9 protein-coding genes are annotated in these 12,529 nt (G+C 70.3%); 7 read left to right on the top strand and 2 right to left on the bottom strand.

The annotated features are described in order from the left end of the window. Window position 1: 1 nt before the first annotated feature. Window positions 2-844: a DUF3626 domain-containing protein gene (locus tag ACY0PA_RS19505; RefSeq protein WP_473085820.1), complete on the top strand. Its 843-nt coding sequence runs from the start codon at window positions 2-4 to the stop codon at window positions 842-844. Window positions 845-1,158: 314 nt separating this feature from the next. Here ACY0PA_RS19505 and ACY0PA_RS19500 read toward each other — a convergent pair whose 3' ends face one another. Both ACY0PA_RS19500 and afsR read right to left on the bottom strand, forming a co-directional pair. Continuing rightward, window positions 1,159-1,341, bottom strand: a complete 183-nt coding sequence (locus ACY0PA_RS19500) for a hypothetical protein (RefSeq protein ID WP_473085819.1) — start codon at window positions 1,339-1,341, stop codon at window positions 1,159-1,161. Between the two features lie 194 nt (window positions 1,342-1,535). Beyond that, window positions 1,536-4,538 (bottom strand): SARP-family global regulator AfsR, encoded by a 3,003-nt coding sequence (gene afsR / locus ACY0PA_RS19495; protein ID WP_473085818.1) that lies wholly within the window; start codon window positions 4,536-4,538, stop codon window positions 1,536-1,538. A gap of 165 nt (window positions 4,539-4,703) precedes the next feature. Between afsR and ACY0PA_RS19490 the strand changes: the two genes are divergently transcribed. The 6 genes from ACY0PA_RS19490 (at window position 4,704) to ACY0PA_RS19465 (ending at window position 12,527) form a co-directional block, all read left to right on the top strand. Further along, window positions 4,704-5,960 carry an amidohydrolase family protein gene (locus tag ACY0PA_RS19490; protein ID WP_473085817.1) on the top strand — a complete coding sequence of 419 codons (1,257 nt, stop codon included), beginning with the start codon at window positions 4,704-4,706 and terminating at the stop codon, window positions 5,958-5,960. 4 nt (window positions 5,961-5,964) lie between these two features. Continuing rightward, on the top strand, window positions 5,965-6,906 hold the full coding sequence (locus ACY0PA_RS19485) for a TIGR03619 family F420-dependent LLM class oxidoreductase (RefSeq protein ID WP_473085816.1): 942 nt from the start codon (window positions 5,965-5,967) through the stop codon (window positions 6,904-6,906). A gap of 53 nt (window positions 6,907-6,959) precedes the next feature. Next, window positions 6,960-7,739: an SDR family NAD(P)-dependent oxidoreductase gene (locus ACY0PA_RS19480; protein ID WP_473085815.1), complete on the top strand. Its 780-nt coding sequence runs from the start codon at window positions 6,960-6,962 to the stop codon at window positions 7,737-7,739. Window positions 7,740-7,912: 173 nt separating this feature from the next. Further along, complete coding sequence (locus tag ACY0PA_RS19475) at window positions 7,913-9,031, top strand: LLM class flavin-dependent oxidoreductase (protein WP_473085814.1); 1,119 nt, start codon at window positions 7,913-7,915, stop codon at window positions 9,029-9,031. A 281-nt stretch (window positions 9,032-9,312) separates the two neighbouring features. Then, window positions 9,313-11,052, top strand: coding sequence for an N-acyl-D-amino-acid deacylase family protein (locus tag ACY0PA_RS19470; protein WP_473085813.1), 1,740 nt, complete (start codon window positions 9,313-9,315; stop codon window positions 11,050-11,052). Further along, window positions 11,049-12,527, top strand: a complete 1,479-nt coding sequence (locus ACY0PA_RS19465; protein WP_473085812.1) for an aldehyde dehydrogenase family protein — start codon at window positions 11,049-11,051, stop codon at window positions 12,525-12,527. The genes ACY0PA_RS19470 and ACY0PA_RS19465 overlap by 4 nt, the downstream gene beginning before the upstream one ends. Window positions 12,528-12,529 lie beyond the last annotated feature (2 nt).

Here is a 12,529-nt window from a genome sequence, read left to right as displayed (position 1 = left end):
GGTGAGCTCCGAAGCCTCCCGGACACCGCAGGAACGGGCCCTTCATCATGTCGCGTCAGTGGCGTCGGGCCCTCCGGTGGACCCGTCGCTGCGGGTGACGCTCAACTTCCACCCGGACCGCCTGCTGCACTGCAAGCCGATCCTGGACGCTCTGGCGGACGACGGCCTCTACCACTCGCAGTTCGTGACGGGTACGAGCAACGGCGGCCTGACCGCGCATCCCGGTGGGGACCGGTGGCGCTGGGAGAGCCGGATCTTCGACGGGTCGTACGACGGGGCGCCTGCTCGCGAGCGGCCGGTCTACGGGGCGTTGAACTTCCGCCGCAAGGCGGTCGGCGGGGCGCCGAGGTTCGGCTCCGCCCATTTCCGGCTGACTGCCGAGACCGTGGAGCGGACCACGTTCTGCTACCCGGACAGTTTCCTTGAGCCCTCGGACTTCGGTGTCGCGGATCGTATGGGGCTCATCGACCTCGCCTTGTCCGACAGCCAGGACGATCTGGACGACTACATAGAGGCGCAGGTGCATGGGCCGGTCCGGCCGGACTGCGATGCGGAAGCGCTGGTTCTGGACCCGTGCTACCGAGGTACGCGTGTCGAGGTGGCGGCGCTGCGCCTCGGCTGCCCGGTGGAGTGGCACGGCGGCTTCCGCCTCGGGGTCGAGGAACTCCGCCGTCACCCCGACTACCGAGGTCAGGAGTACGTCGACCTGGCCGCGCGGATCGCCATCGACGGTGTACTCGATCCCCGCATCATCGGAGAAGCGGCCCGCGCCGGCCACTATGCCCCGCAGTCGCTCAAGAAGGTGTGGCACTACCTGGCGCGCTTCGGGACGCGAAGTCCATAGGCCCTGGCTATGGTTCCCCGCCAGCATGTCTCCAGGACCGCTCCGGCGCCCCCGCGCGGCGGGTACGACGATGGGGCCGAGCTTGGTGGGCTCGGCCCCATCGTCGGTGCGCCCGGTGCGTCAGCCGGTGGTGCCGGTCGCGTGGCTGTCCTGCGGGGACACGGGTGAATGCTGGTCCGCCAGTGCGGGCGCTGCCGCGCCCGCTGCGACGCCGACGAGTTTGGCTGAGTGAGCCGCCCTCGGCCGGACACGACTCGGCCGCGACGGCTCCCCCTCCGCGCCGCCGCGGCCGATCCCCGTCCGGAGTGGCTTGTTCAGGCCTTCTCGTCGGTGGCGTGGTTGTCCAAGGGGGCGATGGTGTCGCCCGTCGCGTGGTTGTCGAGCGTGGTGATGTCGCCGCCGGTGGCGTGGTTGTCGAGCGTGGTGATCTCTTCTTCACCGGTGGCGTGGTTGTCGAGCGGCTTGACCTCGGTCACTGCCTTCTTGGGTTCGCTCATGTTCTTCATCTCCCGTGAAAGTGATTGGGTGGCCCGTCCAGCAACTCCCCCGTGGGTCGCTGGACGGGCGTATCAGGGTCGTTCACCCTAGCGGCGAGGTCCCACCGCTGATCCGTCTGCCCCCCGACGCGACGGATCGACAGAGATGAGAATGCCGAGCGCCGATAAACGAACGATGAACGTGCGGACGGCGTCTACGCGGCGGCGGCAGGCGTCAGGAGATCTCGCACGTGGGAGGCCTCCGGGGAGCCGAGCAGCTCGTAGATCGACAGTGCTTCCTGCCAGCAGACCCGGGCCCGGCCTCTCTGGTTCAGGGACTCCAGTGCCCGTCCGAGGACCGTCAGTACGTTGCCACGCCGCCATTCGCCGCCGATCCCGCGCAGCACTGCGAGAGCCTGCTCCGAGAGCGCCGCCGATGCCGCCGGTTCGCGGTCGATCAAGTGGGCTTCCGCGAGACGGAACAGTGTCATGCCCTCCCACAGCCTCTGCCTGCTGTCACGGAAGACTTCCAGCGCCTCGGTCAACCTGGCCGTGGCCAGGGTCAGTTCACCGCGCCCGGTGAGAGCGAGTCCCAGTGCGTAGCGGCCGTTCGCGCCACGCAGGGTGTGCCCAAGCCGGTCGTAGATGGTGATGCCTTGCTGTGCGAGGTCCACAGCGCTGGCCGAGTGGCCCATCGCCAGGTGGATCCGCGAGAGGTTGCACAGCGCACTTGCTTCGCCCGCGAGGTTCTCGTCCAGCCTGAAGCTTTCGATCGCCTGCCGGAGGTATGCCTCTCCTTCGGCGTTGCGGTTCTGGTAGAGGGCGATGATCCCTCGGTCGTTCGCTGCCCAGCAGCTCGGCGCGAGGTCGCCCGCGGTCATGGCGCACTGCATCGCGTGGCGGGCTTCCTCGTCCGCCTGGTCAAAGCGTCCGGCGACCAGGTGGACGTTGGTGAGAGTCGTCAGCGCGCGGCCCTGGGAGCGTGTGTCGCCGCTCTGTTCCGCGGCATCTCGAAGAGCGAGGGCTGCCGCTTCGTACTGCTTGGAGTTCGCGCCGGACTCGGCGAGGTCCTTGGCGGCCCACAACAGGTCGACGGACCGTCGGAGCGTGGCGCTGCCGGCGCACTGCTGGACGCAGGCCAGGAGCGCGTTGGCCTCGGCGTACAGCCAGTCCTGTGCTCCGTGACGGTCCTTGAAGGTCAGCCCTGAACGTCGGGTCGCCTCCAAGTGATCCACCAGCCGATCCCCCGGCCGCTCAATCGCATAAACCCTGGCCGCAGTAGCCAAATAAAAGTCCAGAAGCCGCGACATCGCCGCCTCCCGCTCCTCCGGCGGCAGCTCGTCCCGTTCCGCGCACGCACGCGCGTAGAGGCGGACCAGGTCGTGGTAGCGGTAGCGGCCGGGCGCTGCTGACTCGAGGAGGGATGTGTCCACCAGCGACTCCAGGAGGTCTTCCGTCGGCTCCAACGGGAGGTCCAGGACCGCTGCTGCCGCTGCCAGGGAGATGTCCGGGCCGTCCGCGAGCCCCAGCAACCGGAACGCTCGGGCCTGGGCCGGCTCCAGCTGGCCGTAGCCCAGTTCGAACGTCGCCTTGACCGCCAGGTCGCCCGCCTGGAGTTCGTCCAGGCGGCGGCGCTCGTCGGCGAGCTTCGCCGCGAGGACGGAGACCGTCCATGTGCGGCGGGCCGCCAGGCGCGACGCCGCGATGCGGATGGCCAGGGGGAGGAAGCCGCAGGCGGCGACCACGTCCAGGGCCGCTTCCCGTTCCGAGGCCACCCTCTCCGCGCCCACGATCTTCGTGAAGAGCTGGAGCGCCTCCTCCGGAGACATCACGTCCAGGTCCACGAGATGTGCGCCCACCAGGTCGACCATCCGTACGCGGCCCGTGATGAGCGCGGCGCAGCCCTCCGTGCCGGGGAGCAGGGGGCGGACCTGGGCGGCGTCGCGGGCGTTGTCCAGGAGGACGAGGACGCGGCGGCCGTCGAGCGTGGAACGGTAGAGGGCCGAGCGTTCTTCCAGGGAGTCGGGTATCGCGGAGTCGGCCGTGCCGAGCGCGCGCAGGAACGAGCCGAGGACCGTCTCCGGCTCCGCCGCGCGCGGGCCCGCGCCCTGGAGGTCGACGTACAGCTGGCCGTCGGGGAACGAGGGGCGCGCGGCGTGGGCCACGTGGACGGCGAGGGTCGTCTTGCCCACGCCGCCGATCCCCGCGACCGCGGAGACCGCCATGACCTGGCCCTCCCCGTCGGGGGAGGAGGCGGAGGACAGGACGTCGCTCAGCTCACTGACAAATGATGCTCGGCCCGTGAAGTCCGGGACCGTTGCCGGGAGCTGGGCGGGGCGGAGGGTGGCCGCCGAAGGTTCCGCCGTCGGGGTGGAGGGTTCCGCGAGCGCCGGGTCGGCCTGGAGGATGCGCTGCTGGAGTTCGGCGAGGCCGGGGCGCGGGTCGACGCCGAGTTCGTCGGCGAGGAGGCGGCGCGTGTCGGCGTAGACGGCGAGGGCCTCGGCCTGGCGGCCGGAGCGGTAGAGGGCCAGCATGAGGAGCTCGCGCAGGCGCTCGCGCAGGGGGTGAGCGGCGGTGAGGGCGGTGAGTTCGGAGACCGCCTCCGCGTGGCAGCCCTGCTCCAGGTCCATGTCGAGGCGGTATTCGAGCAGGCCGAGGCGCCATTCCTCCAGGCGGGCGCGCTGGGTCTCGGCGTAGGGCCCGGGGACGTTCGCGAGAGGCTCGCCGTCCCACAGGGCCAGGGCCCTGTTGCAGAGTTCGCGCGCCTTGCGCAGGTCGCCGGAGCCGCGCGCCTTCTCGGCATCCGCGCGCAGCGCCTCCGCCGCGGCCAGGTCGAGCGCGTCGCCGCTGACGGAGCGGATCGCGTAGCCGCCGGACTCGCTGACGAGGACGCCGGGGTCGAGGATCTTGCGCAGGCGGGAGGCGTACGTACGGACGGCGGCCAGGGCCTGCGACGGGGGGTCGTCGCCCCACAGGGCGTCGATCAGCTCGGCGGCCGTCGCGGTGCGGCCCTCGCGCAGCAGGAGCGCCGCGAGCAGGGCGCGCTGCTGTGGTGAGCCCGTGGTCAGGGGCTCGTCGCCGCGCCAGGCGCGCACCGGGCCGAGCACACTGAAGCGCAGGCCCGCCGGGACCTCCATGGCCTCGGGCAGCTCAGTGCTCCCGGTGCTTTTGGAGGTCCCGGCGTACCGCTGCTCCGGTACTCGCGGTACACCGTCCATCGCTGCCCCCTGCCGCACGCGTCGGATCCAAAGACGACGAGGCCAGTTTGCCTTGTTCATGGCGGATGCGTCAGCCGCGCGAGACAGCCATCACAGACACCTCACCTCATGTCCCGGCCGTCCGGGGAGCTGACGGGTCGTCAGATCGGCGCTACCGTGGTCGACATGGAGACCATGGAGACCAAGGAGAGCCCGCAGGGCATCCCCCGGATCATTTCGGTGGATGACCACACTGTGGAACCGCCCGGCGTCTGGCAGGACCGCCTCCCGGCCAGATACCGGGAGGAAGGTCCGCGTATCGTGCGCGCGCCCCTGAAGGAAATGACGTTCCTGGGCGGCAAGTTCGCCCCCGTCATGGGCGCACCTGGGGAGGAGGGGCCGATAGGTGACTGGTGGGTCTACGAAGACCTGCACCGGCCCCTCACCCGACTCGACACCGCCGTCGGATACGACCGCGACGAGATCAAGCTCGAGGTCATCACGTACGAGCAGATGCGCAAGGGCTCGTACGACGTGCCCGCCCGGCTCGCCGACATGGATGTCAACCACGTCCAGTCCGCGCTCTGTTTCCCCACCTTTCCGCGTTTTTGCGGGCAGACGTTCACCGAGGCCAAGAACCGCGAGCTCGGGCTGCTCGGCGTGCGCGCGTACAACGACTGGATGGTGGAGGAGTGGTGCGGGCCGCAGGCCCAGGGGCGGCTCATACCGCTCACCCTCGTCCCCCTCTGGGACGCCGAGCTGGCCGCGGCAGAGGTGCGGCGCAACGCCGCCCGTGGCGTCCGTGCCGTCGCCTTCTCCGAGATACCGCCCCACTTGGGCCTGCCCTCCGTCCACACGGACGAGTGGGACCCCTTCCTGCGGGCCTGCGACGAGACCGGCACCGTCATCGCCATGCACATCGGGTCGTCCAGCAAGATGCCGTCGACCTCGCCCGACGCGCCGCCCGCCGTCGGCTCGACCATCACCTTCGCCAACTGCTGCTTCTCGATGGTCGACTGGCTGATGAGCGGCAAGTTCGAGCGCTTCCCGAACCTGAAGATCATGTACGCCGAGGGCCAGATCGGCTGGATCCCGTACATCCTGGAGCGCGCGGATGTGGTCTGGGAGGAGAACCGCGGCTGGGGCGGTGTCGCCGACAAGGTCCGCAAGCGGCCCTCCGAGTACTTCGCCGACCACGTCTACGGCTGCTTCTTCGACGACGCGTTCGGGCTCAGGAACCTCGACGCGATCGGCGTCGCGAATGTGCTCTACGAGACCGACTACCCGCACTCCGACTCCACCTGGCCGAAGTCCAAGGAGGTCGGCGAGGCGCAGATGGGGCACCTGGACGCGGATGTCGTCGAGCGCATCGTGCGCGGCAACGCCATCGACCTGCTGGGGCTGACCGACGACGGGCTCTGGGCGGGGCAGGGTGGTGAGTGACCCCATGACGTCCGGGACGTCGCACCTCGCCTACGGCATCCAGCTCCCCGTCCAGTCCCAGTCCACGATGTATGCCGAGGGCTGGGAGGCCGGGGCCGGCGCCGCCGACCTCGCCGAGATCGCCCGCACCGCCGACCGCACCGGCTTCGACTACATCGCCTGCTGCGACCACGTCGCCATCCCGCGCCGCCTCGCCGACGCGATGAGCACCGTCTGGTACGACCCGGTGGCCACGCTCGCCTACCTCGCGGGCATCACCGAGAACGTGCGCCTCATGAGCCATGTCGCGATCGTCGGCCTGCGCCATCCGCTGGCCACCGCCAAGCAGTACGCCACCCTCGACCATCTCTGTGGCGGCCGCCTGATCCTCGGGGTCGGGGCAGGGCACGTACAGGAGGAGTTCGAGGCGCTCGGGGTCGACTTCGCGCGGCGCGGGGCCGTGCTCGACGAGGCCCTGGACGCGCTGAAGGCGGCGCTCGGGCCTGAGGAGTATCCGTCGTTCAAGGGGGAGCGGTACGCGTTCGAGGGGCTCGGGCAGCGGCCGCGTCCCGCGCAGAGCCGCGTCCCCGTGTGGGTGGGCGGCTCCTCGGCTCCCGCTGTGCGCCGCGCCGCCGTGAAGGGGGACGGGTGGCTGCCACAGGGGGACACTCGCGAGCAACTGCCCGGACAGATCGCGAAGTTGAAGCGTCTGCGGGAAGAGGCGGGCATCGAGGCTCCCGTCACCGTGGGCGCGATCGCCGAGCCTCTGTACGTGGGCGAGCCCGCGTGGCATGTCGGGCGGCGCACTCTGTCCGGCGCCCCGCAGGCCCTCGCCGAGTCGCTGCGCGCGTACGGCGCGATGGGCGTGAACCAGATCCAGGTCCGGTTCCGCTCCCGGAGCCTCGGCGAACTCACCGACCAGATGGCGGCGTTCGGCGCCGACATCGCTCCGCACCTGAACGACTGAGCATCTGAACGACCAGGCAACGACCAGGCACCTCACCGATTGGGAGTACCGGCATGGGCAAGCTGGACGGGCGCGTCGTCGTCATCACGGGCGCGGCGCGCGGGCAGGGCGAGCAGGAGGCGCGGCTGTTCGCCGCGGAGGGCGCCAAGGTGGTGCTCGGGGATGTCCTGGACGACCAGGGCGAGACGCTCGCCAAGGAGATCGGCGGGCTGTACGTCCATCTGGACGTGAGCCGCGAGGACGACTGGGTGGCCGCCGTCGCCGCCGCGAAGAAGGCGTACGGGAAGATCGACGGGCTCGTGAACAACGCGGGGATCCTGCGGTTCAACGAGCTGGTCAGCACGCCCCTGGACGAGTTCCAGCAGATCATCCAGGTCAATCAGGTGGGCGCGTTCCTCGGGATCAAGACCGTCGCGCCCGAGATCGAGGCCGCCGGCGGTGGTTCGATAGTGAACACGGCCTCCTACACGGGGGTGACGGGCATGGCGTACGTCGGCGCGTACACCGCCACCAAGCACGCCATCGTGGGGCTGACGAAGGTGGCGGCCCTTGAGCTGGCCGCGAAGAAGATCCGCGTGAACGCCGTCTGTCCTGGCGCGATCGACACCGCCATGAGCAATCCGTCGCAACTGGACCCGGGTGCGGACACCGAGGAGGCCTCGCAGGCGCTCGACGAGCTGTACCGCAAGCTCGTGCCGCTGGGGCGGGTCGGGCAGCCCGAGGAGGTGGCGCGGCTCGCGCTGTTCCTCACCTCGCAGGAGGACTCCGCGTACATCACGGGCCAGCCGTTCGTGATCGACGGCGGGTGGCTGGCGGGCGTCAGCGTGCTGTGATCTTTCAGGACGCGTCAGCGTGCTGCGATCTCTCCAGATCTGACGCTGCATCAGGTATTGACGCTGTACGGGCACGGTGGAACAGTCGGCACATCGAATCTGACGGTACGTCAGAAAGAGCGCAGGAACTTCTGACGCAGCCGCCGGTCACAGACAGGGGACGGTGAACCTCCTTGGAATTCGGGCTCTTTGTACAGGGATATGTGGGCAAGCGGGCCGAGACCGACCCGCTCGCCGAGCACAAGGCGCTGATGGAGGAGACCGAGTACGTCATCCAGGCGGACAAGTCGGGCTTCAAGTACGCCTGGGCGTCCGAGCACCACTTTCTGGAGGAGTACTCGCACCTCTCCGCCAACGATGTCTTCCTCGGCTACCTCGCCCACGCCACCGAGCGCATCCACCTCGGCTCCGGCATCTTCAACCCGCTCGCCCAGGTCAACCACCCGGTGAAGGTCGCCGAGAAGGTCGCCATGCTCGACCATCTCAGCGAGGGGCGGCACGAGTTCGGCAGCGGGCGCGGCGCCGGCAGCCACGAGATCCTCGGCTTCATCCCCGGCGTCACCGACATGAACTACACCAAGGAGATCTGGGAAGAGACCATCGCCGAGTTCCCGAAGATGTGGCTCCAGGAGGAGTACGTCGGGTTCAAGGGCAAGCACTGGCAGCTGCCGCCGCGCAAGATCTTCCCCAAGCCGTACGGGAAGGCGCACCCCGCCATGTGGTACGCGGCCGGCTCCCCGCCCTCGTACGCGATGGCCGCCAGGAAGGGCCTCGGCGTCCTGGGCTTCAGCGTCCAGAAGGTCTCCGACATGGAATGGGTGCTGGAGCAGTACAAGTCGAACATCGGCAAGGCGGAGCCCGTCGGGGCCTTCGTCAACGACAACGTCATGGTCACCTCGACCGCGATCTGCGCGCCGACCCACGCGGAGGCCGTACGGATCGCCGCGAACGGCGGGCTGCACTATCTCCAGTCGCTCGTCTTCCGCTACCACGACACGTTCCCTCGGCCCGAGGGCTTCCCCGTATGGCCCGAGACGCTGCCCGAGTTCAACGAGGAGATCATCGAACTCCTCATCGCCGAGGAGCTGCTGATCTGCGGCGACCCGGACGAGGTGCTCACGCAGTGCAAGCGGTGGGAGCAGGCGGGCGCCGACCAGCTGTCGTTCGGCATGCCGATCGGCATCTCCAAGGAGGACACGCTCCAGTCGATCAGGCTCATCGGCGAGCACGTCATTCCGAAGATCGATACGGATCCGGTGCACCGGACCACGCGTTTCCGTGAGGCCGTCTGATCCGGCCGCTCACCCATGGACCGCCCCGGCCCCTCCTTTCCCGGACGGGGGCCGGGGCCTTCCGGGGGCGCGGGTTTTTTGGGTGACCGACGCGGGGCTGTGCCCCGGACCCCCTGTCGCCCTTCGGGCTCGTCCTCAAACGCCGGACGGGCTGGATCGGTGCCCGAGACCTCAGACGCGCGGACCGGCTGGATCGGCGCCCCGAATCCTCAGCGCGCCGACCGGCTGGACAGGCGCCCGCGAATCCGCCACCACTCACCCTTCAGGAGGGGGACGACCTCGTGCTCGATCATCTGATCAAGGGAGCGACCGTAGTCGACGGGACGGGAGCCCCCGCCTACGTCGCCGACGTGGGGATACGTGACGGGCGCATCGCCGTCATCGCCGAGCCGGGGGCCGTGACCGAGCCCGCGGGCAGCGTCGAGGACGCGCGGGGACGGATTCTCGCGCCCGGCTTCGTCGACCCGCACACCCACTACGACGCCCAGCTGTTCTGGGACCCGTACGCGACGCCCTCCCTGAACCACGGCGTGACGACCGTCGCGGGCGGCAACTGCGGCTTCACGCTCGCGCCGCTGCACCCGGAGCGGCCCGAGGACGCCGACTACACGCGGCGGATGATGTCCAAGGTCGAGGGCATGTCGCTGGTCGCGCTTGAGGAGGGCGCGCCCTGGAGCTGGAACTCGTTCGGTGAGTATCTCGACGCCCTCGACGGGCGGATCGCCGTCAACGCCGGTTTCATGGTGGGGCACTGCGCGCTGCGCCGGTACGTGATGGGCGCGGACGCGGTCGGCGGGCAGCCGACGCCCGAGCAGCTGGAGCAGATGCTCGCTCTGTTCCACGAGGCGATGGACGCGGGCGCATGGGGCTTCTCGACCACCCAGTCCTCGACGCACTCGGACGGTGACGGGCAGCCGGTCGCCTCGCGGCACGCGCGGCCCGAGGAGCTGCTCGCGCTGAGCCGGGCCGTCGCCGAGCACGAGGGCACGCAGATCGAGGCGATCGTGGCCGGGTGCCTCGACCAGTTCAGCGACGACGAGATCGACCTGTTCGTCGAGATGAGCGCCGCCGCCGGGCGGCCCCTGAACTGGAACGTCCTCACCATCGACGCGGCCGTCCCCGAGCGGGTGCCGCGCCAGCTGATCCCCAGCGAGCGGGCCCGCAAGGCCGGCGGCCGGATCGTCGCGCTGACCATGCCGATCCTGACGCCCATGAACATGTCGCTCGGCACGTTCTGCGCCCTGAACCTCATCCCCGGCTGGGGCGAGGTCCTCTCCCTGCCCGTCGACGAGCGGATCGCGAAGCTGCGCGACCCGGACGTGCGGTCCGAGATGCTGCGGCGAGCTGACAGCAAGGAGGCCGGTGTCTTCCGGCGGCTCGCCCACTTCGGGCGGTACGTCATCGGGGACACGTACTCGGAGGCGAACGAGGGCCTGACCGGGCGCGTGGTGAAAGACATCGCGGCCGAGCGCGGCCAGGAACCCTTCGAGTGCCTCGTCGAGATCTGCGCCAACGACCGTCTGCGGACGGTGCTCTGGCCCATGCCCAGCGACAACGACCCGGACTCGTGGGCGCTGCGCGCCGAGACCTGGAGCCACGAGGACGTGCTGCTCGGCGGGTCCGACGCGGGGGCGCACCTGGACCGGATGTGCGGGGCGCCGTACACGACGCGCTTCCTCGGGGACTGCCTGCGCGGGCGGAAGCTGGCCGGGATCGAGGAGGCGGTGAAGATGCTCACCGACGATCCGGCGCGGCTCTTCGGGCTGCGCGAGCGCGGCCGGATCGAGGAGGGCTGGCACGCGGACCTCGTCCTGTTCGACCCGGAGCGGATCGACGCGGGCAAGGCCACCCTCGTCCACGACCTGCCCGGCGACAGCCCGCGCCTCGACTCGAAGGCGATCGGCGTCAACGCCGTGTGGGTCAACGGCGTCGAGGTCATCCGCGAGGACGTCGTGACCGGGTCCGTGCCCGGGACGGTGCTGCGGTCGGGGCGCGACACGAGGACGGTGTCCACCAAGTGACGCGTCAAGTGGACGATTCCCAGCGGCTGTTCATCGGCGGCGAGTGGACCGAGCCGGACGGCGGGCACTACGAGGTCGTCGACCCGGCGTCGGAGGAGGTCGTGGGGCTCGCCCCCGAGGCGTCCCGCGCGCAGGTCCACGACGCGGCGTCGGCGGCCCGCGAGGCCCTCGACTCGTGGTCGCGTACGAAGCCGGAGGAGCGCGCCGCGATCCTGGACCGGGCCGCCGACGTGATGCAGCGCGACTTCGCGGCGAACGCGGAGCTCGCGCAGGCGGAGAGCGGCGCGACGAGCGGGACCGCGCGCGGCATGCAGGTCGCGGTGGGCGTGGCGCGGTTCCGCCGCTATGCGAAGGGCGCGCTCGAACCGGTCGAGCAGGCGCTGCCCCCGCAGATCAGCGAGGCCGGACCCATGGGGAAGGCGGGCGTCCTCGGGGCGCTCGCCGTACGGCAGCCCGTCGGTGTCGTCACCTGCATCACCTCGTACAACAACCCGTGGGCGAATCCGGCGGGCAAGGTCGCCCCGGCACTCGCCATGGGAAACACGGTCGTCGTGAAGCCGGCCCCGCAGGACCCGCTGTCGGTGTACCGGATGGCGGCCGCTCTGGAGGAGGCGGGGGCGCCGCCCGGTGTGGTGAACGTGGTCAGCGGGACGGCCGTGGACGTGGGTGAGGCGGCCGTCGACTCGCCGGACGTCGACATGGTCAGCTTCACCGGCTCCACCGCGGTCGGCCGGCGCATCGGCGAGGTGTGCGGGCGGGGCATGAAGCGGCAGCTGATGGAGCTGGGCGGGAAGGGCGCGGCGCTCGTCTTCGACGACCTGGACGAGGCGGGCCTCGCCTCGGCGGTCGCGGGCATCGGCACGACGTACGCCTTCTACAGCGGGCAGATCTGCACGGCGCCGACGCGGGTGATCGCGCAGCGCGGGGTGTACGACGCGCTCGTCTCGAAGCTCACCGAGTACATCGGCTTCATGAAGGTCGGGGATCCGAGGGCGCGGGGGACGGTCGTCGGGCCGGTGATCTCCGCGGCGCACCGCGATCGCGTCGAGTCGTACGTCGAGCTGGGCCGCAAGGAGGGTGCGCGGGTCGTCGCGGGCGGCGAGCGGCCCGCCCTCGACAAGGGCTTCTACGTCGCTCCGGCGCTCCTCGCGGACTGCACGAACGACATGCGGGTCGTGCGGGAGGAGATCTTCGGCCCGGTCGTGGTGGTGGTGCCCTTCGACGAGGAGGAGAAGGGGGTGGCCCTTGCCAACGACAGCGAGTACGGGCTCATCGACTACGTGTGGTCGGGCGACGTGGCGCGGGCGTTCCGGGTGGCGCGGCGGCTGCGGGCCGGCGGGGTCGGCGTGAACACGGTCGGCCGGAACATGGAGGCCCCGTTCGGCGGGTTCAAGCAGAGCGGGGTGGGCCGGGACGTGGGCTCGTACGCGCTGCACGCGTACAGCGAGCTGCAGTCGATCGTGTGGCAGGGGTGACT

Source organism: Streptomyces sp. DS1-CR2 (genome assembly GCF_055760475.1).
This window is presented reverse-complemented; position numbering and strand designations above follow the sequence as displayed.

Coding starts and splice junctions, on each gene's coding strand:
- ACY0PA_RS19500 (WP_473085819.1), bottom strand. CDS start 1,341: ATGAGCGAACCCAAGAAGGCAGTGACCGAGGTCAAGCCGCTCGACAAC.
- afsR (WP_473085818.1), bottom strand. CDS start 4,538: ATGGACGGTGTACCGCGAGTACCGGAGCAGCGGTACGCCGGGACCTCC.
- ACY0PA_RS19490 (WP_473085817.1), top strand. CDS start 4,704: ATGGAGACCATGGAGACCAAGGAGAGCCCGCAGGGCATCCCCCGGATC.
- ACY0PA_RS19485 (WP_473085816.1), top strand. CDS start 5,965: ATGACGTCCGGGACGTCGCACCTCGCCTACGGCATCCAGCTCCCCGTC.
- ACY0PA_RS19480 (WP_473085815.1), top strand. CDS start 6,960: ATGGGCAAGCTGGACGGGCGCGTCGTCGTCATCACGGGCGCGGCGCGC.